The sequence below is a fragment of the Microbacterium sp. UFMG61 genome, assembly GCF_015354505.1.
In the GTDB taxonomy this organism is placed as follows: Bacteria; Actinomycetota; Actinomycetes; order Actinomycetales; family Microbacteriaceae; genus Microbacterium.
In genome coordinates this window covers 170323-191324 of record NZ_JACAFP010000004.1, presented here as the reverse complement: position 1 = coordinate 191324, position 21002 = coordinate 170323, and the positions used below count along the sequence as shown (strand labels likewise).

Sequence of the window (21002 nt, the reverse complement as noted above, 5' to 3'; positions counted from 1 at the left end):
CTCTTCCTGTGAGGCCTCACGGAGCCAATGTCCGTGGCCCCTCGTAGACTTGGTCGGTGCCTATCGTCCCGGTTGCAACCCCAGGAAAACTCAGTGTTCGCGGTGCCCGCGTGCACAATCTCAAGAACGTCGACATCGACATCCCACGCGACTCGCTCGTCGTGTTCACCGGCCTGTCCGGTTCCGGAAAGTCCAGCCTCGCGTTCGACACGATCTTCGCCGAGGGGCAGCGTCGTTATGTCGAATCGCTGAGCGCGTATGCGCGGCAGTTCCTGGGCCAGGTCGATCGACCGGACGTCGATTTCATCGAGGGGCTGAGCCCTGCGGTGTCGATCGACCAGAAGTCGACCAACCGCAATCCGCGGTCGACCGTCGGCACGATCACCGAGATCTACGACTACATGCGACTCCTCTGGGCGAGGATCGGCATCCCGCACTGCCCCGAGTGCGGTGAGCGCATCCAGCGGCAGACCGTGCAGCAGATCGCCGACCAGCTCATGGGCTTGCCCGAGCGCACCCGATATCAGATCGTCGCGCCGATCGTCTCGCAGAAGAAGGGCGAGTTCGTCGACCTGTTCCGTGAGCTCGGCGCCAAGGGATACTCGCGTGCCATCGTCGACGGCGACCTGATCCAGCTCGCCGAGCCTCCCACACTCAAGAAGAGCTACAAGCACGACATCGCGGTCGTCGTCGATCGCCTCGTGACCGCCGACGACATCCTCGGCCGTGTCACGGACTCGGTCGAGACCGCGCTGGGCCTCGCCGGTGGCGTCGTGCAGGTGAACTTCGTCGATGAAGAGGGCGATGACGCCTGGCAGTCGTTCTCCGAGAAGCTCGCCTGCCCCAACGGCCACGCGCTCACCCTCACCGAGATCGAGCCGCGCACCTTCTCGTTCAACGCGCCCTTCGGTGCGTGTCCTGCGTGCTCGGGCCTCGGTACCCGCATGTCGGTGGACGTCGACCTGATGCTCGGCGACGAGGAGCTCTCGATCCGCGAAGGCGCGATCATCCCGTGGACCACCCAGGGCAAGGGGCTCTTCCAGTATTACGAGCGACTGCTCGAGGGCCTGGCTGCTGACCTCAACTTCTCGCTCGACACCCCGTGGCAGGATCTGCGGGTCGATGTACAGGATGCGATCCTTCGCGGCGACAACTACAAGGTCACGGTCAAGTTCAAGAACCGATACGGCCGCGAGATGCGCTACGCCTCGGGATTCGAGGGCGTGGTGCCGTACATCGAGCGCCAGTACGCGCAGGCCGAGTCCGACACGCAGCGCGCGCGCTGGGGCGAATACCTCCGCGAGGTGCCGTGCCCGGTGTGCGACGGCAACAGGTTGAAGCCTGAGGTGCTCGCGGTGCAGGTGCACGGGCACTCGATCGCCGAGGTCTCGCACCTCAGCCTCGTCGACGCCCGCGAGTTCATGGAGACGCTGACTCTCACCGACCGTGAGGCGAAGATCGCAGCGCAGGTGCTCCGCGAGATCCGTCTTCGGCTCGACTTCCTGCTGCAGGTCGGGCTCTCGTACCTCAACCTCAGCCGCTCCGCCGGCTCGCTCTCGGGTGGTGAGGCGCAGCGCATCCGCCTGGCAACGCAGATCGGCTCCGGTCTCACCGGCGTCCTGTACGTGCTCGACGAGCCGTCGATCGGGCTCCACCAGCGTGACAACCGACGCCTGATCGACACACTGCTCAAACTGCGTGATCTGGGCAACACCCTCATCGTCGTCGAGCACGACGAAGAGACGATCGAGGCGGCCGACTGGGTCGTCGACATCGGACCGGGTGCCGGCGTGAACGGTGGCGCGGTCGTGCACTCGGGGCCGTATGCTGCCCTGCTGGACGAGCCCGACTCGATGACGGGGGAGTACCTCTCGGGAGTCCGAGAGATCCCGACGCCGACCACGCGACGCAAGCTCGACAAGAAGCGCAAGATCAGCGTCGTCGGGGCCCGGGAGAACAACCTCAAGAACGTGAGCGTCGACTTCCCGCTCGGAGTCCTGACGGCGGTCACCGGCGTCTCCGGATCGGGCAAGTCCTCGCTGGTCAACGACATCCTGTACCAGGTGCTCGCCTCGCGGCTCAACGGAGCGCGCACCGTTCCCGGCAAGCACACGCGCGTCTCGGGACTCGACAACCTCGACAAGGTCGTGCATGTCGACCAGGCGCCGATCGGTCGCACGCCGCGGTCGAACCCGGCGACGTACACCGGAGTCTTCGACAGGATCCGCTCGCTGTTCAGCGAGACCCCCGAGGCGAAGGTGCGCGGCTACCAGCCCGGCCGATTCAGCTTCAACGTCAAGGGCGGGCGCTGCGACGCCTGCTCGGGCGACGGCACGATCAAGATCGAGATGAACTTCCTCCCCGACGTGTACGTCGACTGCGAGGTCTGCCACGGCAAGCGCTACAACCGCGACACGCTCGCCGTGCACTACAAGGGCAAGAACATCGCCGAGGTCCTCGAGATGCCGATCGCCGAGGCGGCAGAGTTCTTCGAGCCGATTCAGGCGATCCACCGGTACATGAAGACGCTGGTCGACGTGGGTCTCGGATACGTGCGCCTCGGTCAGTCGGCGACGACCCTGTCCGGCGGAGAGGCGCAGCGCGTCAAGCTCGCGACCGAGCTCCAGCGGCGCAGCAACGGCCGCAGCATCTACGTGCTCGACGAACCGACCACGGGTCTGCATTTCGAAGACGTGCGCAAGCTGCTCGAGGTCTTGAACGGCCTCGTCGACAAGGGGAACACGGTCATCGTGATCGAGCACAACCTCGATGTGATCAAGTCGGCGGACTGGGTGATCGACCTCGGCCCCGAGGGTGGATCGGGCGGTGGCGAGATCCTCGCCACCGGAACACCCGAGCAGATCGCCCGAGTGCAGGAGAGCCATACCGGGCAGTTCCTCGCCGAGATCCTGGATGAGGGGCGCTCCGCGCGGAAGGCCAGCTGATGGCCGACGTGCTCCACTACAAGCCGAGGGCGGGTGAGATTCCCACCAACCCCGGCGTGTATCGGTTCCGGGACGCCGATGGGCGTGTGCTCTACGTGGGGAAGGCGAAGAACCTTCGGCAGCGACTGTCGAACTACTTCGCTCCTCTGCGCACCCTGCACGAGCGCACTCGTCGGATGGTGACGACGGCTTCGTCGGTCGAGTGGACGGTCGTGCCGACGGACGTCGACTCGCTGCAACTGGAGTACATGTGGATCAAGGAGTTCGATCCGCCCTTCAACGTCCGATATAAAGACGACAAGTCATACCCGTTCATGGCGGTCACCCTCGGTGACGAAGCGCCCAGGGTGATCGTCACCAGGAACCGCAAGATCCCCGGCGCACGATACTTCGGCCCGTACCCCAAGGTCTGGGCGGTGCACGAGACGATCGATCTGATGGTCAAGGCGTTCCCGATCCGCACGTGCAGCGATTCGAGCTACAAGCGAGCCATGCAGACCGGGAGGCCCTGCTTCCCCGGACAGATAGGCAAGTGCGGCGGCCCGTGCTCCATGACCGTGACGATCGAAGAGCACCGTGCCATGGTCGACGACTTCGTCGCATTCATGGCCGGTGGAGACGAACGGTTCACGCGAGAGCTGACCAAGCGGATGCTCGCGGCCTCGGCGGCGATGGACTACGAAGCGGCGGCCAAGTACCGCGACAAGCTCTCCGCGATCGAAGCCGTGCTCGGCAAGAGCGCCCTGGTGCTGGCGAGCGACGAGGACGCCGATCTGTTCGGCATCGCAGAAGACGAGCTCGCGGCCGCCGTGCAGCACTTCGTGATCCGAGGCGGACGCGTGCGCGGTGTCCGTGCGATGACGATCGAGAAGGAGATCGACATCTCGTCGGCCGACCTCGTCGATCAGGTGCTCCAGCGCGCGTACGGTGACGCGCAGGATGTGCCCCGTCGCATCATCGTGCCGACGATGCCGGACGATGCTGCCGAGCTCGAGGAGTGGTTGCGGGAGCGACGGGGCAAGAAGGTCGAGATCGCGGTCGCTCAGCGCGGGCAGCGCGCCGATCTCATGCGCACCGCCACTCTCAACGCCCAGCAGGCCCTGATCCGGTACAAGACCCGTCGTACGAGCGACTACGTCGCGCGCACCCAGGCGCTCACCGACCTGCAGGAGGCTCTGGGTATGACCGAAGCACCCCTGCGCATCGAGTGCTTCGACATCTCGCACCTCAGCGGCACGAACGTCGTCGCATCGATGGTGGTGTTCGAAGACGGGCTGCCGAGGAAAGACCAGTACCGGTCGTTCAACATCCCAGAGACGACAGACGACACGGATTCGATGTACCAGGTGCTGCGGCGTCGTCTGGCGTATCTCGATCGCCCCGAGGAGCAGGATCCGCAGGAGCAGGCCGCCGAGGACGCCCTCGCTGAGGGGGTCGTGACCGAGGTCAAACGCAAGCCGCGTTTCGCGTATCCGCCTCAGCTGCTGCTCGTCGACGGTGGCCAGCCGCAGGTCGAAGCCGCGGCGCGGGCGCTCCGCGATGCGGGACACAGCGAGATCGCGGTGTGCGGTATCGCGAAGCGACTCGAGGAGATCTGGCTGCCGGGGGAGGACTTCCCGGTGATCCTGCCGCGCACGAGCGAGTCCCTCTACCTCCTGCAGCGCCTGCGCGACGAGGCCCACCGATTCGCCATCACCCACCAGCGGAAGCGGCGAAAGGGAGATATCACCACGGTCCTCGCGGAGGTTCCCGGACTCGGCGCCTCGCGCATCAAGGTGCTTCTCAAGCATTTCGGATCAGTGACCGCGCTCAAGTCGGCGGCTCCGGCGGAGATCGAAGAGGTGCAGGGCATCGGCCCCGTGCTCGCACGGAACATCCACTCGCATCTGTCCACGCGGTAGCGCGCAGTCGATAGGCTTGACGTCAGCGGGGGAGAAGGAGTCAACCATGGCGGACGGCGATAAAGGCGAGTTCCTCATCGTCACGGGCATGTCGGGTGCAGGACGCACGACTGCCGCCAACGCACTCGAGGACCTCGGGTGGTATGTCGTCGACAACCTTCCGCCCCAGATCCTCCGTCCGCTCCTCGACCTCACCGACATGGGTGGCACCTCGCTGCCGAAGATCGCTGCGGTGGTCGACGTCCGTGGGCGCAATCTCTTCGACGATTTTCCCGGCGTGACACGCGCCCTGCGCTCTCGAGGGTCGATCCGGATCCTCTTCCTCGACGCCTCCGATGACGTGCTCGTCCGTCGTTTCGAGGCCGTGCGTCGTCCGCAGCCGCTGCAGGGCGACGGAACGCTGCTCGACGGCATCCGCACCGAGCGCGCCAAACTCGCTCCGATCCGCGAAGCGGCCGACCTCGTGATCGACACCTCGTCGCTCAACATCCATCAGCTCGCCACCCAGGTGTCCGAGCTGTTCTCCGAAGAGGGGGCGGCCCGTCACCGCGTGACTCTGATGAGCTTCGGGTTCAAGTACGGACTCCCGACCGACGTCGACCTCGTGGCGGACATGCGATTCCTCCCGAACCCCTTCTGGAACGAGGAACTGCGCGGTCTCACCGGCCAGGACGAGCCCGTGCGCGACTACGTGCTCTCTCGCGAAGGCGCCGCAGAGTTCCTCGATGCCTACGCGGCCGCCCTGACGCCCGTGCTCGAGGGATATCAGCGAGAGAACAAGAGCCATTCGACCGTCGCGATCGGGTGCACGGGGGGCAAGCATCGCTCCGTCGCGATGGCCGAGGAGCTCGCTCGGCGCCTCGCGGCGGTGCCCGGAGTGGCCGTCAACGTGCGGCACCGGGACCTCGGCCGGGAGTAGGAACCGCCTTGGGCCGAGTAAGCTGGAGGTTTGCGTCGCGATCCGGCGCGTGAGCGTAGAGGAGTGTCGTGGCACTAACCACCGACGTCAAGGCTGAGCTGGTCAGCATCCGCAATGCACCCCCCACGGTGCGCGTCGCGGAGGTCACATCGATCCTCCGGTTCGCCGGTGGGCTGCACTCGATCGCCGGGCGGGTCGCCGTCGAGGCCGAGGTGGATGCCGAGGTGCTCGCTCAGCGCGTCGCCCGCGATCTGGCCGAGATCTACGGCGTCCGCCCGGAGATCGCCCAGGTGCAGTCGAGCACCGCGAACGACGGCGCGCGATGGGCTGTCCGAGTGATCGCGGCAGGCGAGACCCTCGCTCGTCAGACCGGGCTGCTCGACCAGCGCCGCCGCCCCGTTCGCGGCCTTCCCAACCGCCTCACGACCGGCTCGCGAGCCGAGATCGCCGGTCTGTGGCGAGGGGCGTTCCTCGCCGCCGGCACTCTCAGCGAGCCCGGCCGCTCGGCCATGCTCGAGGTGTCGTGCCCGTCGTCGGAAGCAGCGATGGCCCTCGTCGGTGCCGCGCATCGACTGGGCGTCGCTGCGAAGGCCCGCGAGGTGCGCGGCATGCCGCGCGTCGTCGTGCGCGAGGGTGAGGCCATCCGCACGATCCTCAGCGAGATGGGCGCCCAGAAGACGGCTGTGGCGTGGGAGGAGATGCGTCAGCGCCGCGAGGTGCGCGCGGGAGTCAACCGCCTGGTCAACTTCGACGATGCCAACCTCCGCCGTTCGGCGCAGGCCGCGGTCGCCGCGTGCGCCCGGGTCGAGCGGGCTCTCGAGATCCTCGCGGACGACGTGCCCGACCACCTCAAGGTCGCAGGCGAGCTGCGTCTCGCTCATCGCGACGCCAGCCTCGACGAGCTGGGCCACCACGCCGACCCGCCGATGACGAAGGACGCCGTCGCCGGCCGCATCCGTCGCCTCCTGGCGATGGCCGACAAGCGCGCGCAGCAGGAGGGCATCCCCGGCACGGAGGCCGCGGTCCCGGCCGGACTCGACGTCTGAGACGTTCACGGACATCAGCGAGGCGATCCCTGTCAAGGGGTCGCCTCGCTTCGTCATATCGGGGAAGGATCAGGGTCGACGACGCGTTGTCGTCACTAGGATGAGTTAAGTCCGCTCCGCACCGCACTTCGGTGGCGCGGAGGATCGGCAAGCGCCGCGGCGCGGCGCGGATTGGATGAAAGCGATATGGCGACCTACACGCTCCCCGACCTTCCGTATGACTTCGCAGCACTGGAGCCGCACATCAGCGGCAAGATCATGGAGCTGCACCATGACAAGCACCACGCGACCTACGTCGCGGGCGCGAACACGGCACTCGAGCAGCTCGCCGAGGCTCGTGAGACCGGCAACCTGGCCAACGTGAACAAGCTCGAGAAGGACCTCGCGTTCAACCTCGGCGGTCACGTCAACCACTCCATCTTCTGGACCAACCTGTCGCCCACCGGCGGTGGACAGCCCGAAGGCGAGCTCAAGGCCGCCATCGACGAGTTCTTCGGCTCGTTCGAGAAGTTCCAGGCTCACTTCACCGCCAACGCACTCGGCATCCAGGGCTCCGGCTGGTCGGTGCTCAGCTGGGACTCGATCGGTCAGCGCCTGATCATCCAGCAGCTGTTCGACCAGCAGTCGAACACGGCTCAGGGCACAGTGCCCCTGTTCCAGCTCGACATGTGGGAGCACGCCTTCTACCTCGACTACCTGAATGTGAAGGCCGACTACGTCAAGGCCGCCTGGAACATCGCCAACTGGGAGAACGTGGCCCAGCGCTTCGAGGTCGCCCGCGAGAAGACGAACGGCCTGCTGGTACTGTCGTAATCGGGTCGCGTCCCGACGGGCTCAGTCTCGTCGGGACGCCATCTCAGCCAAAAACCCCCGCGCATCGCGTATGCACTTTTGCTGCGCACCGCGCACGAGAAACAGGGAGACCTGAGTGTCTGTCAAGATCGGTATCAACGGCTTCGGCCGCATCGGACGCAACTACTTCCGCGCGGCTCTCGCGCAGGGAGCGGACATCGAGATCGTCGCGGTCAACGACCTCACCGACAACAAGACCCTTGCCCACCTTCTGAAGTACGACTCCGTGGGCGGCGTCCTCGACGCTGACATCAGCTACGACGACGAGAGCATCACGGTCAACGGCAAGACGATCAAGGCGTTCGCCGAGCGCGACCCCGCCGGCCTCCCGTGGGGCGAGCTGGGCGTCGACATCGTCATTGAGTCGACCGGCTTCTTCACCAAGGCCGAGCTCGCCAAGAAGCACATCGAGGCAGGCGCCAAGAAGGTCCTCATCTCGGCACCGGGCACCGGCGTCGACGGCACGTTCGTCATGGGCGTGAACGAGGACACGTACAACCCGGAGACCGACCACATCATCTCCAACGCGTCCTGCACGACCAACTGCCTCGCACCGCTGGCGCAGGTCTTCAACGACGCCTTCGGCATCGACCGCGGCTTCATGATGACGGCGCACGCGTACACCGCTGACCAGAACCTGCAGGACGGCCCGCACAGCGACCTGCGCCGTGCCCGTGCCGCCGCGATCAACATCACGCCGGCCTCGACCGGTGCTGCCAAGGCGATCGGCGAAGTCCTGCCCGAACTCCAGGGCAAGCTCAGCGGCTCGTCGTACCGCGTTCCGGTTCCCACCGGCTCGATCGTCGACCTGACGCTGATCACCGACCGCGAGAACCTCACGGTCGATGAGGTCAACGAGGCCTACAAGAAGGCTGCTGCCGACGGACGCCTCGCCGGCTTCCTGCAGTACAACGAAGACCAGATCGTCTCGAGCGACATCGTGCACAACCCGCACTCGTCGATCTTCGACGCGACGCTCACCAACGTCAGCGGCAACCTGGTCAAGGTCTCCAGCTGGTACGACAACGAGTGGGGCTACTCCAACCGTCTCGTCGACCTGACCGAGTACGTGGCAGAGCGTCTCTGAGACACCTCCCATGACTCTGCGCACCCTGGATTCACTGGGTTCGCTCGAGGGCAAGCGCGTCATCGTCCGTTGTGATCTCAACGTCCCCCTGCGGGATGGGATCATCACGGACGATGGCCGTGTCCGCGCCTCGTTGCCGACCCTCAATGCACTCATCAACGCGGACGCCCGCGTCGTCGTGTGCTCGCACCTCGGACGCCCCGACGGTGCGCCCGACCCGCAGTACAGCCTCGAGCCGGTCGCCCAGCGACTGTCCGAGCTGCTCGGCAAGCCGGTCGCGTTCGCGCGCGACACCGTCGGCGAGTCCGCTCAGGAGGCCGTGTCCTCGCTGGAAGACGGCGGCATCGTCGTCATCGAGAACCTGCGGTTCAACCCGGGGGAGACCTCGAAGGACGACGCCGAGCGCGGCGCCTTCGCGGCTCAGCTCGCAGAGCTCGGCGACGTGCTCGTCTCCGACGGTTTCGGTGTCGTGCACCGCAAGCAGGCGAGCGTCTACGACCTCGCCGAGCTGCTGCCGTCCGCTGCCGGTCTGCTCATCGCTGCCGAGCTCGACGTGCTCGACCGCCTCACCGAGAACCCCGAGCGCCCGTACGCGGTCGTGCTCGGCGGGTCGAAGGTGAGCGACAAGCTCGGAGTGATCTCGCACCTGCTGCCGCGGGTCGACCGCATCCTCGTCGGCGGCGGCATGCTGTTCACCTTCCTGAAGGCGCAGGGCCACGCCGTGGCATCCAGCCTGCTCGAAGAGGACCAGCTCGAGACCGTTCGCGGCTACATCGCCGAGGCCGAGAAGCGCGGCGTCGAGCTCGTGCTCCCGACCGATGTCGTCGTGGCAGCGTCGTTCTCAGCGGATGCCGACCACGAGGTCACCGCTGCTGACGCGATCGAGAGCACCGCTTTCGGTTCGTCCGGGATCGGCCTCGACATCGGACCTGAGACGGCTGCGCGGTTCGCGGAGGTCATCCGCGGCTCGAAGACGGTGTTCTGGAACGGCCCGATGGGCGTGTTCGAGTTCCCCGCGTTCGCGCACGGAACGAAGACCGTCGCGCAGGCGCTCACCGAGGTCGACGGCCTGAGCGTCGTCGGCGGCGGCGACTCCGCCGCGGCGGTGCGCCAGCTCGGATTCGCCGACGATCGCTTCGGTCACATCTCGACCGGTGGCGGCGCCAGCCTCGAGTTCCTCGAGGGCAAGAAACTACCCGGCCTGGAGGTGCTCGGATGGGTGTGAACACCCGTACCCCGCTGATCGCGGGAAACTGGAAGATGAACCTCGACCACCTGCAGGCGGTCGCGTTCGTGCAGAAGCTGCACTGGACGTTGAAGGACGCGAAGCACGAGGACGGTTCGGTCGAGGTCGCGGTCTTCCCGCCCTTCACCGACATCCGCAGCGTGCAGACGCTGATCGACGCGGACAAGATCCCCTTCGCGCTCGGCGCGCAGGACATCTCGGCCCACGACTCCGGTGCCTACACCGGTGAGGTGTCGGGAGCCTTCCTGGCCAAGCTCGACGCGAAGTACGTCATCATCGGCCACTCCGAGCGCCGCGAGTATCACGCGGAGTCGAATGACGTCGTCGCTGCGAAGACGAAGGCGGCGCTGAAGAACGGCCTCTCGCCGGTCATCTGCGTGGGCGAGACGGCTGAGGATCTCGAGAAGTTCGGCGCCAGCGCCGTGCCCGTCGGTCAGCTCGAGGCTGCGCTTCAGGGGCTGTCGAAGGATGCCGACATCGTCGTGGCCTACGAGCCCGTCTGGGCGATCGGATCGGGTCAGGCCGCCACGCCCCAGCAGGCGCAGGATGTCTGCGCCGCGCTGCGCGCGGTGATCGCCAAGGTCCTCGGTGACGACGCTGCCGCGCGCACCCGGATCCTGTACGGCGGATCGGTCAAGGCGGCGAACATCGCCAGCTTCATGCGTGAGCCCGATGTCGACGGCGCACTCGTCGGAGGCGCAAGCCTCGTCGTCGACGAGTTCGCGGCGATCATCCGCTTCGAGAAGCACGTCGGCGTGTGAGGGCGTGCGGCGGGGCTCCGGCCCCGCCGCACCGTATACTTGACCGTTACCGGGGCAATCCTGCCCCAGCGAAAGGCTCTTCCTCGTGGAAATTCTCGAGTTCGTCCTGCAGGTCGTGCTGGGTATCACCAGCGTCCTGCTGACTCTCCTCATCCTGCTCCACAAGGGTCGCGGTGGCGGCCTGTCCGACATGTTCGGCGGAGGCATGACATCGGCGGTCGGATCCTCCGGCCTCGCAGAGCGCAACCTCAATCGCTTCACGGTGATCCTCGCCCTGGCGTGGTTCGTGGCGATCGTCGCGCTCGGTCTCATCACGAAGTTCGAGGTGATCTGATGGCTACCGGTGGAAACGCCATTCGTGGGACCCGTGTCGGTTCCGGCCCCATGGGCGAACAGGACCACGGCTACCACGCCGACCGCATCGCGGTCTCCTACTGGGACGGTCTCGGCAACGAGACGGTCCGCTACTTCGCCGCCGGCCTGCCGGAGGAGGAGATCCCCGAGACGATCGATCACCCGCAGTCCGGGCTCCCGGCCGGTCGCGACAAGGAGAACCCTCCCGCGCTCGCCAAGACCGAGCCGTACAAGACTCACCTCGCGTATGTGAAGGAGCGTCGTACCGACGAGGAAGCCGTCCAGCTCCTCGAGGACGCACTCACTCAGCTGCGCGAACGTCGAGGTCAGTGACCTCGATCTGAACTCATGATGAAGCCGCCGCGATCCGTTCGCGGCGGCTTCTTCTGTGCCCGCTGCGCTCAGAGCCCGAGTCAGCGGCAGCCGTACGCGGCATCGATGTAGGACTGCGGAGGGTAGCCGTACGCCCAGACCCCGTTCGCGTCGTCGGTGAACCCCATGCTGATGGCCCACGCGGTCGCCCACTTCTCGATGCTGTCCTGGGTCGATGAGTCGTACATGTCCTCGCACTTGACACTGATCGCGTGGCCGACCTCATGCGCGACGAGTGCCCGGCTGCGCTCGGACGGCCACTGCTCGGCCACCGAGTTCGACAGCTCGATCGTCGCGCGATCGGGGTCGTCCCACCACCAGCGCGTGAGGCCGCCCATGCTGCCGTTGAGTCCGGCGCCGTTGACGATCTGGTTCCAGTCGAACTCCAGCAGCACTCCGGGCGCCAGCGAGCGCGCGAAGGCCTCGATCTCGAGGCGGGCCCCTTGCAGCGGGCCGGCCTTCTCCGCGAGCTCGACCTGTTCGGTCGCCACCACCTGGGCCGCAGCATCCTGCAGCGTCACCAGTGCGCCGACGGCGGACTCATCCAGCGTGGCGGTGAGGGATGCGGCCGACGCCGCGTTGCGGAGCGCGAGCACGGCGTCGTTCTTCGCCGACAGGTGCGCGGCCTCGAAAGCCGGGGCGGCTTCGGCTGCCGAAGCGAGAAGAGCGATCCCGGTGTCTGTCACACGCGTGGCCGCGTCAGCGATCGACGGCGCCACGTCGCCGAGATCACGGTCGAGCGTCTGAAGATCGCTCGTCTGCGCGGCGAGTTCACTCGATGCGGCGAAGAGGTCCCAGAACGGGTCGGGCTTGGGTCTGGCCACGGGGAGATCGGTGCCGAGCAGCTCCTGCGCCGGGACCGAGACCTCGCCGGCCGCGGTCGCGGCAGCGGACAGCTCGTCTCGTGCGGCGGGGAGGACGAGTGTGCCCGAGTCCGACTGCACCAGCAGGTCTGCGACGTCGGCAACCGCAGTGAGCTCGTCCACGTCCTGCCGAACGACCGCCGCCGTGCTCTCGGCGGACGTCAGGGCATCGTCGAAGGCCGCGCGCGCCTCGTCATAACCGATGTTCGCCGTGACCTGGATCGCGCCGACCATGACCGCCGCGACCGCCACCGCGAGGACGCCCACGACGAGTCCGGTGCGCGCGCGGGTGCGTGGCGGCGACTCGCCCACCGCGCTCGCGAAACGCACGGGGAGCGAATGGGTGCCGCTCGCGGAGCGGACCACGTCGACGGGTGCGGTCATGCGATGGACCTCCGAGGGGAACCTGCGTACTGAGACTCTGCCAGATGTGCCTGGCCTGGAGGATGCGGCAATGCAGAAAGGCCCCCGCGTCGCGGGGGCCTTTCTCGAGTGGAGGGGCTGACGAGAATCGAACTCGCATCATCTGTTTGGAAGACAGAGGCTTTACCACTAAGCTACAGCCCCGTTGTCGGCGGTGAACCCGGAGGAACTGTGCCGACTCATCGATCATAGCGGACTGTCGGACGTGCTCATGTCCGTTAGACTCGGTGGGGCTGAATCTGCGTGCAGATTCCCCGGGGCGTAGCTCAGTTTGGTAGAGCGCCCGCTTTGGGAGCGGGAGGTCGCAGGTTCAACTCCTGTCGCCCCGACACGGCTCGAACGGCCTGACAGCCGCGATTCAGCGCGGAAACCACAAGGAGAACACACCAGCATGGCGAACAGCACCGTCGAGAAGCTGACCCCGACCCGGGTCAAGCTCAGCATCACGGTCACCCCCGACGACCTCAAGCCCAGCATCTCGCACGCCTACGAGCACATCGCTCAGGACGTCCAGATCCCCGGCTTCCGCAAGGGCAAGGTCCCGGCCCCGATCATCGACCAGCGCATCGGGCGCGGCGCGGTCATCGAGCACGCGGTCAACGAAGGCCTCGACAAGTTCTTCCGCGAGGCGACTGCCGAGCACAAGCTGCGCATCGTCGGCCGCCCGGCAGCCGAGATCACCCAGTGGCCGAACGAGAAGGACTTCTCCGGAGACCTGCTCGTCGACATCGAGGTGGACGTCCGCCCCGAGATCGAGATCCCCGCGTACGACGGCATCACCCTGACGGTCGACGCCGTCGAGGCTGACGACGCCGCACTCGACGAGGAGATCGAGAAGCTCCGTGCCCGATTCGGCACGCTGGTTCCCGTCGACCGTCCCGCCGCGAAGGGTGACTTCGTCGAGCTCGACCTCGTCGCCACCATCGATGGCGCCGAGATCGACCGCGCCGAGGGCGTCTCGTACGAGGTCGGCTCGGGCGAGCTGCTCGAGGGCATCGACGACGCCATCGAGTCGCTGACCGCCGGTGAGGACACCACGTTCCGCTCGGCTCTCGTGGGCGGCGACCACGCCGGCTCCGAGGCCGAGGTCTCCGTGAGCGTCAAGGCCGTCAAGGAGCGCGAGCTCCCCGAGGCCGACGACGACTTCGCGCAGATCGCCAGCGAGTTCGACACGATCGCCGAGCTCCGCGAGAGCCTCGCCGAGCGCGTCGCGCAGCAGGGCGTCTTCACGCAGGGCTCCGCCGCGCGCGACAAGCTCGTCGAGACGCTTCTCGAGCAGATCGAGATCCCGGTCCCGCCGCAGCTCATCGAAGACGAGGTGCACAACCACCTCGAGGGTGAGAACCGCCTCGAGGACGACGTGCACCGTGCCGAGGTGACCGAGGCCAGCGAGAAGCAGTTCCGCACGCAGGTGCTGCTCGACACCATCGCCGAGCAGGCCGACGTGCAGGTCTCGCAGGAGGAGCTCTCGCAGTACCTCATCCAGTCCGCATCGCAGTACGGCATGGCGCCTCAGGAGTTCGTCGAGGCGCTGCAGTCCTCGAACCAGCTCCCGGCTCTCGTCGGTGAGGTCGCCCGTAACAAGGCGCTCGCCATCGCGCTCGGCAAGGTGAAGGTCGTCGACACCAACGGCAAGGCCGTCGATCTGTCCGACTTCGTCGTGACCGACGACGAGGCCGAGACCGAGGCTCCCGCCGAGGAGAAGCCCGCGAAGAAGGCGCCCGCCAAGAAGGCCGCTGCGAAGAAGGCCGACGACGCCGAGGCTGCGGAGAAGCCCGCTGCGAAGAAGCCGGCCGCCAAGAAGGCTCCGGCCAAGAAGGCCGACGACGCCGAGGCTGCGGAGAAGCCCGCTGCGAAGAAGCCCGCTGCCAAGAAGGCTCCGGCCAAGAAGGTAGCCGACAAGGCTGAGTGATCGACCACGATCTCTGAGGAAGGGGCGGATGCTGAGGCATCCGCCCCTTTCTCGTCACCAGACTGGACCGGATGAGGAGCAAGGACATGACGAAGACCTGGGATGAGCGCATCGACGAGGTGTGGGCTGATGCGTCGGGCGAGGAGGTCGGCACCGACACCATCGCGCGGATCGACGCATTGGCTGCCGAGCGTGGCTCGGACGATGCGCGTGCGGAGTTCGAGCGAGCCGGTGCCAGGGACTCCGCCGGGATGCCGGCTGAGGCCGTCCAGCTCTATCGACGCGCGCTCGCACTCGGCCTCGATGACGAGCACCGCCCGCAGTGCGTGATCCAGCTGGCCAGCTCTCTGCGCAACCTCGGTGAATACGACGAGGCGCTCGAGGTGATCCGCGCCGAGGGTGAGCTCTCCGCCGACGGGCCGTACCGAGACGCGGTGGCGACCGTGCACGCCCTGATCCTCGCGAGCGCGGGCAGGCCCGCGCAGGGACTCTCGGTCGCACTGCTGGCCCTGGTGCCGCACCTGCCCCGGTATCACCGTTCCATGACTGCCTACGCCCACGAGATCGCCGAGCTCGACCGCTGATATGCCGACGGCGAACACGGCCTGGGCGCCGCGTTGTCGCCGGTAGATTCGAATCACTGAAACACGGAATCAGGAGCTGACATGGCTGCAGAACCCCTCCTCGCTACGAGCGTCTTCGACAGGCTGTTGAAGGACCGCATCATCTGGCTGGGATCGGAGGTGCGCGACGAGAACGCCAATGAGATCTGCGCGAAGATCCTCCTTCTCGCCGCAGAGGACTCCGAGAAGGACATCTACCTCTACATCAACTCGCCCGGTGGATCGATCACTGCCGGTATGGCGATCTACGACACGATGCAGTTCGTGCCGAACGACATCGTCACGGTCGGAATCGGTATGGCCGCATCGATGGGTCAGCTGCTGCTGACGGCCGGCACGAAGGGCAAGCGCTACATCACCCCCAACGCCCGCGTGCTGTTGCACCAGCCGCACGGCGGCTTCGGCGGAACCTCGAGCGACATCCAGACGCAGGCGCAGCTCATCACCTCGATGAAGAACCGCCTCGCCGAGATCACCGCCTCGCAGACCGGCAAGTCCGTCGAGCAGATCAACGCAGACGGTGACCGCGACCGCTGGTTCACCGCTGACGAGGCGCTCGAATACGGCTTCGTCGACCACATCCGCGACTCGGCCACCGACGTCGTCGGCGGCGGCGGAACCGACCAGGACACCAAGTAACGGAAAGCGAAAGGACTCTCATGTACGCACCCACCTTCCGCTCTGCCGGCAACCTGCCCTCCAGCCGCTACGTGCTCCCTCAGTTCGAGGAGCGCACCGCGTACGGCTTCAAGCGCCAGGATCCCTACAACAAGCTGTTCGAAGACCGCGTGATCTTCCTCGGCGTGCAGGTCGACGACGCATCGGCCGACGATGTCATGGCGCAGCTGCTCGTGCTCGAGAGCCAGGACTCCGAGCGTGACATCACGATGTACATCAACTCGCCCGGCGGCTCGTTCACGGCCATGACGGCGATCTACGACACGATGCAGTACGTCGCGCCGCAGATCCAGACGGTCGTGCTCGGCCAGGCGGCATCCGCCGCATCCGTGCTGCTCGCCGCCGGACACCCCGGCAAGCGTCTCGCTCTGCCCAACGCCCGTGTGCTCATGCACCAGCCGGCGATGGGTGAGGCCGGACACGGTCAGGCATCCGACATCGAGATCCAGGCGGCGGAGATCCTCCGTATGCGCACCTGGCTCGAAGAGGCCATGGCCCGCCACACGGGCAAGCCCGTGGAGCAGGTCAACCGTGACATCGACCGCGACAAGATCCTGTCGGCCGCCGAGGCGCTCGATTACGGCATCGTCGATCAGGTTCTCACCTCGCGCAAGCGCATGTGATCACCCGCATCGGAAAGGACGTCGGCCTCCGGGCCGGCGTCCTTTCGTCGTCTCCGGCAGATGTGCGGATCACCTCCTAGGATTGCTCATATGAGCAGACGGGTGCGCGAAAGCCGCAGTCCGCGTACTCTGAGAACGAGGAGGATGCTGTGGATGACGAGCTGACGATGGTCCGCGTCGCCGAGTTGTATTACGACGAGGAGAAGACGCAGGACGAGATCGGAGCACTCCTCGGGCTCTCCCGCTGGAAGGTCGGGCGTCTGCTGATCCAGGCGCGCGAGCGAGGCATCGTCCGCATCGAGATCATCCATCCCCGTGCCCGCCGACTCGGACTCGAGCGTGAGCTCGTGGATCGACACGGTCTCGCGGCAGCCGTGGTCGTTCCGGCGCCCGAAGGCGACGACGGAACGCTCGAACGCGTCGCGCAGGCTGCCGCCGACTACCTCACGGCCATGCGTCCGGTGCCCCGCACTCTCGGCGTGAGCTGGGGGCGCACTCTGCGTGCTGTGGCCGAGGCGCTGCCGGACGGGTGGGCGACAGGTGTCACGGTCGTGCAGCTCAACGGCGGGGTGAGCCTCAATCGGCGATCCGGCGGAGCAGCTGGGCTCGCCGTCACGATCGCGCAGCGCGCCTCGGGGCAGGTATCGCTGCTCCCGAGTCCCGCCATTCTCGAGCGCGTCGAGACCAAGCAGGCCATCGAAGCCGACCGCACCGTCGCGGCCGTGCTCGAAGAGGCCGCGGAAGCACAGGCGTTCCTTTTCACGGCGGGACCGTGCGACGCCAGTTCGGCCCATGTCGAGAACGGCTACCTCTCGGCGTCCGAGGTCGAGGAGCTGTCGCGCCGTGGGGCCGTGGGGGACGTCCTCGGCCGATACATCGACGCCGACGGCAACATCGTCGATCCGCAGCTCGATGCGCGGACGGTCGGGGTCGATCTCGGCCGGCTTCGCGGAGCGAGCCGAGCGGTCTTCGTCACCGCGGGTGACGCCAAACATGACATCGCGCGTACAGTCGTGACCAGCGGCCTGTGCAGCGTTTTGGTGACAGATGAGAACACAGCACGAGCATTGTTGGAGGAACGATGACGACCCATGAACTCAGCCGCAGATCGGCGGTGGACGTTCTCGGCGGTGAGCCGGACGACGCCACACTCCGCCGCTTCCTGCATGGCCTTCCCGGCGTCGATGCGGTCGGTCTCGAGCAGCGCGCTGCCGGACTCGGCACGCGATCGATCAAGACGACGTCGAAGGCCTGGGCCCTCGACACGATCATCAAGCTGATCGACCTCACCACCCTCGAGGGCTCGGACACACCGGGCAAGGTCCGCTCGCTCGTCGCGAAGGCCAAGAACCCGGATGCCGCTGACCCGTCGACTCCGAAGGTCGCCGCCGTCTGCGTCTACGGTGACATGGTCGGCGACGCGGTCGAGGCGCTCGGCGCCCTGCACGGCGACCCCGACGACGGACTCATCTCGGTCGCGGCCGTCGCCACGGCCTTCCCGAGCGGGCGCTCGTCGCTGGCGATCAAGCTGGCCGATACCGCCGAGGCGGTCGCCGCCGGTGCAGACGAGATCGACATGGTCATCGACCGCGGAGCCTTCCTCTCCGGACGCTACGGTCTCGTCTTGGATCAGATCGCGCAGGTCAAGGAGGCGTGCCGTCGTGCCGACGGCTCCTACGCCTCGCTCAAGGTGATCCTCGAGACCGGCGAGCTGAACACCTACGACAACATCAAGCGGGCGTCGTGGCTCGGCATCCTCGCCGGAGGCGACTTCATCAAGACGTCCACGGGGAAGGTGCAGCCCGCGACCACCCTTCCGACGACACTGCTGATGCTCGAGACTGTGCGTGACTGGCACCGCGGCACGGGTGAGCGCATCGGCGTGAAGCCGGCCGGCGGGATCCGCTCGTCGAAGGATGCCGTGAAGTACCTCGTCACCGTCGCCGAGACCGTGGGGGAGGAATGGCTTCAGCCGCATCTCTTCCGTTTCGGCGCGTCGAGCCTGCTGAACGACGTGCTCCTGCAGCGCCAGAAGCTCACCACCGGCCACTACTCCGGCCCTGACTACGTCACGATCGACTAGGACCCCGATATGTCATTCCTGGAATATGCTCCGGCTCCGGAGTCGAAGGCAGTCCTGAACCTGAAGGACAGCTACGGCCTGTTCATCGACGGTGAGTTCGTCGACGGTTCGGGCTCGAGCTTCACCACCATCTCGCCGGCCGACGAGACCCGCATCGCTGAGATCGCCTCGGCGAGCGACGAGGATGTCGACCGGGCCGTCGCCGCTGCACGACGCGCGTACGACAAGACGTGGTCGAAGATGAGCGGTCGCGATCGGGGCAAGTACCTCTTCCGCATCGCCCGCCTCGTGCAGGAGCGCGCGCGAGAGCTCGCCGTCGCCGAGAGCCTCGACAACGGCAAGCCGATCAAGGAGAGTCGCGACGTCGACGTGCCGCTGGTGGCTTCGTGGTTCTTCTACTACGCGGGGTGGGCCGACAAGCTCGACTACGCCGGACTCGGCGCCAACCCGCGTGCACTCGGTGTGGCCGGGCAGATCATCCCGTGGAACTTCCCGCTGCTGATGCTCGCGTGGAAGCTCGCTCCGGCTCTCGCCGCCGGTAACACCGTCGTACTCAAGCCCGCAGAGACGACGCCGCTCACGGCGTTGATCTTCGCGGAGATCCTGCAGCAGGCCGACCTTCCCGCAGGCGTCGTGAACATCGTGACCGGTGCCGGTGACACCGGTGCCACTCTCGTTCGCCACCCGGATGTCGACAAGGTGGCCTTCACCGGCTCGACCGGCGTCGGCCGTGACATCGCCCGCGCCGTCGCCGGCACCGAGAAGAAGCTCACGCTCGAGCTCGGCGGCAAGGCCGCGAACATCGTGTTCGATGATGCGCCCGTCGATCAGGCGATCGAGGGCATCGTGAACGGCATCTTCTTCAATCAGGGGCACGTGTGCTGTGCGGGCAGTCGTCTGCTCGTGCAGGAGTCGATCCACGACGAGGTCATCGATCGTCTCAAGAACCGCCTCTCGACTTTGCGCCTCGGTGACCCGCTCGACAAGAACACCGACATCGGTGCGATCAACTCGGCAGCGCAGCTGGCGCGCATCCGCGAGCTCAGCGACATCGGCGAGGCCGAGGGTGCGGAGCGCTGGACTGCGGACTGCGCGATCCCCGACAAGGGGTTCTGGTTCGCGCCCACGATCTTCACCGGTGTCGAGGCCTCTCATCGCATCGCCCGCGATGAGGTCTTCGGTCCCGTCCTCTCCGTCCTCACCTTCCGCACGCCCGCCGAGGCGATCGCCAAGGCCAACAACACGCCGTACGGGCTCTCGGCCGGCATCTGGTCGGACAAGGGATCGCGGATCCTCGCGGTGGCCGATCGCCTCCGCGCCGGGGTCGTGTGGGCCAACACGTTCAACCGTTTCGACCCGTCGAGCCCGTTCGGCGGATACAAGGAGTCCGGATACGGCCGTGAGGGCGGACGTCAGGGCCTCACCGCGTACCTGAAGGGGGCCGCAGCATGAGCAAGCGACTCAGTGTTCCGAAGACGTACAAGCTCGCCATCGGCGGAGCATTCCCACGCAGCGAGTCCGGCCGCACCTACGAGGTGCTCTCGGCGAAGGGCGTGTTCCTCGCCAATGCCGCGCAGGCGTCCCGCAAGGATGCCCGAGACGCGGTCGTCGCCGCCCGTGCCGCTGTGAAGGGCTGGTCGGGTGCGACCGCCTACAACCGCGGACAGGTGCTGTATCGGGTCGCCGAGGTGCTCGAGGGGCGTCGTGCGCAGTTCATCGACGAGATCACCGCACAGGAAGGCGTGTCGGCCTCGGCTGCGGCGACCCAGGTCGACGACGCGATCGACCTGTGGGTCTGGTACGCGGGATGGTGCGACAAGTACGCCCAGGTCGCGGGCAACGCGAACCCGGTCTCGGGGCCGTACTTCAACATCTCCGTGCCCGAGCCGACCGGGGTCGTCGCGATCGTCGCGCCGCAGGACTCCGCGCTGCTTGGTCTCGTCTCGGTCGTGGCGCCCGCACTCGTTGCGGGCAACGCGGTCGTCGTTATCGCCAGTGAGCGGCATCCGCTCTCGGCCATCAGCCTCGCCGAGGTGCTCGCGACGAGCGACGTGCCAGGGGGAGTGGTCAACGTCCTCACCGGCTCGCCCGCCGAGATGGCGCCGTGGCTCGCGTCGCACCAGGACGTCAATGCCCTGGACCTCGCCGGTGCTGGCGCGCTGGATTGGGTCGACCTGCAGATCGCCGCGGCGGAGACGCTGAAGCGCGTCCTCGCGCCCGGCGAGGTCATCGCGTCGCCCGAGCGCATCGGCGCCTTCACCGAGGTCAAGACGGTCTGGCACACGAAGAGCATGGTCTGATCCGAACACCTCGG

At 66.8% G+C, this 21002-nt stretch carries 19 protein-coding genes and 2 tRNA genes; 19 read left to right on the top strand and 2 right to left on the bottom strand.

Translation table 11 applies throughout. The features are described from left to right. Positions 1–56 precede the first annotated feature (56 nt). The 10 genes from uvrA (at position 57) to IXW21_RS06165 (ending at position 11444) form a co-directional block, all read left to right on the top strand. The gene (gene uvrA / locus IXW21_RS06210; RefSeq protein WP_194763394.1) at positions 57–2945 is read left to right on the top strand and encodes an excinuclease ABC subunit UvrA; all 2889 of its coding nucleotides are present in this window, start codon (positions 57–59) and stop codon (positions 2943–2945) included. Next, complete coding sequence (gene uvrC, locus IXW21_RS06205) at positions 2945–4846, top strand: excinuclease ABC subunit UvrC (RefSeq protein ID WP_194763393.1); 1902 nt, start codon at positions 2945–2947, stop codon at positions 4844–4846. Before uvrA ends, uvrC begins: the two co-directional genes overlap by 1 nt. A 46-nt stretch (positions 4847–4892) precedes the next feature. After that, entirely contained in the window at positions 4893–5765 is an 873-nt protein-coding gene (rapZ, locus tag IXW21_RS06200) for an RNase adapter RapZ (RefSeq protein ID WP_194763392.1), read from the top strand. 68 nt (positions 5766–5833) lie between these two features. Beyond that, positions 5834–6811 (top strand): DNA-binding protein WhiA, encoded by a 978-nt coding sequence (whiA, locus tag IXW21_RS06195; protein WP_194763391.1) that lies wholly within the window; start codon positions 5834–5836, stop codon positions 6809–6811. Between the two features lie 186 nt (positions 6812–6997). Then, positions 6998–7624 carry a superoxide dismutase gene (locus tag IXW21_RS06190; RefSeq protein ID WP_194763390.1) on the top strand — a complete coding sequence of 209 codons (627 nt, stop codon included), beginning with the start codon at positions 6998–7000 and terminating at the stop codon, positions 7622–7624. A gap of 115 nt (positions 7625–7739) precedes the next feature. Then, positions 7740–8750, top strand: coding sequence for a type I glyceraldehyde-3-phosphate dehydrogenase (gene gap / locus IXW21_RS06185; RefSeq protein ID WP_194763389.1), 1011 nt, complete (start codon positions 7740–7742; stop codon positions 8748–8750). Between the two features lie 10 nt (positions 8751–8760). Then, entirely contained in the window at positions 8761–9975 is a 1215-nt protein-coding gene (locus IXW21_RS06180) for a phosphoglycerate kinase (protein ID WP_194763388.1), read from the top strand. Continuing rightward, positions 9966–10757, top strand: a complete 792-nt coding sequence (gene tpiA, locus IXW21_RS06175; protein WP_194763387.1) for a triose-phosphate isomerase — start codon at positions 9966–9968, stop codon at positions 10755–10757. The genes IXW21_RS06180 and tpiA overlap by 10 nt, the downstream gene beginning before the upstream one ends. An 85-nt stretch (positions 10758–10842) precedes the next feature. Next, entirely contained in the window at positions 10843–11091 is a 249-nt protein-coding gene (secG, locus tag IXW21_RS06170; protein WP_194763386.1) for a preprotein translocase subunit SecG, read from the top strand. Next, the gene (locus IXW21_RS06165) at positions 11091–11444 is read left to right on the top strand and encodes an RNA polymerase-binding protein RbpA (protein WP_194763385.1); all 354 of its coding nucleotides are present in this window, start codon (positions 11091–11093) and stop codon (positions 11442–11444) included. Before secG ends, IXW21_RS06165 begins: the two co-directional genes overlap by 1 nt. A gap of 80 nt (positions 11445–11524) precedes the next feature. Here the strand turns inward: IXW21_RS06165 and IXW21_RS06160 are convergent, their stop codons facing one another. Continuing rightward, complete coding sequence (locus IXW21_RS06160; RefSeq protein ID WP_194763384.1) at positions 11525–12730, bottom strand: hypothetical protein; 1206 nt, start codon at positions 12728–12730, stop codon at positions 11525–11527. 109 nt (positions 12731–12839) lie between these two features. Next, positions 12840–12913, bottom strand: a tRNA-Gly gene (locus IXW21_RS06155). Between the two features lie 111 nt (positions 12914–13024). Between IXW21_RS06155 and IXW21_RS06150 the strand changes: the two genes are divergently transcribed. The 9 genes from IXW21_RS06150 (at position 13025) to IXW21_RS06110 (ending at position 20988) form a co-directional block, all read left to right on the top strand. Further along, positions 13025–13098 (top strand) — tRNA-Pro (locus tag IXW21_RS06150). A 62-nt stretch (positions 13099–13160) separates the two neighbouring features. After that, entirely contained in the window at positions 13161–14681 is a 1521-nt protein-coding gene (tig, locus tag IXW21_RS06145) for a trigger factor (protein WP_194763383.1), read from the top strand. Between the two features lie 86 nt (positions 14682–14767). Continuing rightward, on the top strand, positions 14768–15265 hold the full coding sequence (locus IXW21_RS06140; protein WP_194763382.1) for a tetratricopeptide repeat protein: 498 nt from the start codon (positions 14768–14770) through the stop codon (positions 15263–15265). Positions 15266–15346: 81 nt separating this feature from the next. Next, positions 15347–15943, top strand: coding sequence for an ATP-dependent Clp protease proteolytic subunit (locus IXW21_RS06135; RefSeq protein ID WP_194763381.1), 597 nt, complete (start codon positions 15347–15349; stop codon positions 15941–15943). Positions 15944–15963: 20 nt separating this feature from the next. Next, positions 15964–16605 carry an ATP-dependent Clp protease proteolytic subunit gene (locus IXW21_RS06130; RefSeq protein WP_194763380.1) on the top strand — a complete coding sequence of 214 codons (642 nt, stop codon included), beginning with the start codon at positions 15964–15966 and terminating at the stop codon, positions 16603–16605. Between the two features lie 149 nt (positions 16606–16754). Beyond that, complete coding sequence (locus IXW21_RS06125; protein WP_194763379.1) at positions 16755–17690, top strand: sugar-binding transcriptional regulator; 936 nt, start codon at positions 16755–16757, stop codon at positions 17688–17690. After that, positions 17687–18688 (top strand): deoxyribose-phosphate aldolase, encoded by a 1002-nt coding sequence (deoC, locus tag IXW21_RS06120; protein ID WP_194763378.1) that lies wholly within the window; start codon positions 17687–17689, stop codon positions 18686–18688. Before IXW21_RS06125 ends, deoC begins: the two co-directional genes overlap by 4 nt. 9 nt (positions 18689–18697) lie before the next feature. Beyond that, entirely contained in the window at positions 18698–20140 is a 1443-nt protein-coding gene (locus IXW21_RS06115; RefSeq protein WP_194763377.1) for an aldehyde dehydrogenase family protein, read from the top strand. Continuing rightward, positions 20137–20988: an aldehyde dehydrogenase family protein gene (locus IXW21_RS06110; protein ID WP_194763376.1), complete on the top strand. Its 852-nt coding sequence runs from the start codon at positions 20137–20139 to the stop codon at positions 20986–20988. Before IXW21_RS06115 ends, IXW21_RS06110 begins: the two co-directional genes overlap by 4 nt. Positions 20989–21002: the final 14 nt, after the last annotated feature.

Excerpts from the sequence above, each read along its gene's own strand:
- IXW21_RS06190 (WP_194763390.1), top strand. The coding sequence starts at position 6,998 with ATGGCGACCTACACGCTCCCCGACCTTCCGTATGACTTCGCAGCACTG.
- IXW21_RS06115 (WP_194763377.1), top strand. The coding sequence starts at position 18,698 with ATGTCATTCCTGGAATATGCTCCGGCTCCGGAGTCGAAGGCAGTCCTG.
- deoC (WP_194763378.1), top strand. The coding sequence starts at position 17,687 with ATGACGACCCATGAACTCAGCCGCAGATCGGCGGTGGACGTTCTCGGC.
- tpiA (WP_194763387.1), top strand. The coding sequence starts at position 9,966 with ATGGGTGTGAACACCCGTACCCCGCTGATCGCGGGAAACTGGAAGATG.
- IXW21_RS06140 (WP_194763382.1), top strand. The coding sequence starts at position 14,768 with ATGACGAAGACCTGGGATGAGCGCATCGACGAGGTGTGGGCTGATGCG.
- rapZ (WP_194763392.1), top strand. The coding sequence starts at position 4,893 with ATGGCGGACGGCGATAAAGGCGAGTTCCTCATCGTCACGGGCATGTCG.
- IXW21_RS06130 (WP_194763380.1), top strand. The coding sequence starts at position 15,964 with ATGTACGCACCCACCTTCCGCTCTGCCGGCAACCTGCCCTCCAGCCGC.
- IXW21_RS06165 (WP_194763385.1), top strand. The coding sequence starts at position 11,091 with ATGGCTACCGGTGGAAACGCCATTCGTGGGACCCGTGTCGGTTCCGGC.
- uvrC (WP_194763393.1), top strand. The coding sequence starts at position 2,945 with ATGGCCGACGTGCTCCACTACAAGCCGAGGGCGGGTGAGATTCCCACC.
- IXW21_RS06180 (WP_194763388.1), top strand. The coding sequence starts at position 8,761 with ATGACTCTGCGCACCCTGGATTCACTGGGTTCGCTCGAGGGCAAGCGC.
- tig (WP_194763383.1), top strand. The coding sequence starts at position 13,161 with ATGGCGAACAGCACCGTCGAGAAGCTGACCCCGACCCGGGTCAAGCTC.
- IXW21_RS06160 (WP_194763384.1), bottom strand. The coding sequence starts at position 12,730 with ATGACCGCACCCGTCGACGTGGTCCGCTCCGCGAGCGGCACCCATTCG.
- IXW21_RS06135 (WP_194763381.1), top strand. The coding sequence starts at position 15,347 with ATGGCTGCAGAACCCCTCCTCGCTACGAGCGTCTTCGACAGGCTGTTG.
- IXW21_RS06110 (WP_194763376.1), top strand. The coding sequence starts at position 20,137 with ATGAGCAAGCGACTCAGTGTTCCGAAGACGTACAAGCTCGCCATCGGC.